Source organism: Variovorax sp. 01N429, assembly GCF_056399425.1.
Window position 1 is genome coordinate 1 of sequence record NZ_JBFTRG010000130.1, and the last position, 441, is coordinate 441.

The window sequence follows — 441 nt, forward strand, 5'->3', positions numbered from 1 at the left end:
CCAGTGCGATCGTCCCGCCGAGTTGGACGGTGCTGGTGTGCGGGTCGCCGCCGAGGCTCTGTACGGACAGGCGTCCGCCGCGCTCGTTCTTCTCGACCTTGAAGCCGAAAAGCTGGTATCCGAGTGGGCCGTACGGCAGCGCGGGATTGTGGCTGAACGTTCCCAAAGCCTTGGCCAGTTCTCGACCGGCGGCCAACTGGTCGCCGGCGGACAGACCGGCCAGGACGGCTTTGAGGTGGACCAGGGCCTTATGGAGGCAACCCAGCCACGAGCGCACCAACAGGGCGTTAGTGAGTTCACGCCGATGGCGGAGCGGGACCTTCAGCTGCTTCAGTTCCCTGTCGATCAGCTTCTTGACCGGGGGCAGCGCGTCATGGCTGGCGTCGCGGCTGACGGCCTTCGTGAGCAGCTCGGCGAGCCTTTCGTAGCGCGGAGGTGGGC

1 protein-coding gene is annotated in these 441 nt (G+C 66.4%); it reads right to left on the reverse strand.

What is annotated here, in order from left to right:
• Positions 1-441: hypothetical protein (locus AC1DSF_RS30915; RefSeq protein ID WP_478184128.1), on the reverse strand; the 441-nt coding region annotated here is incomplete at both ends.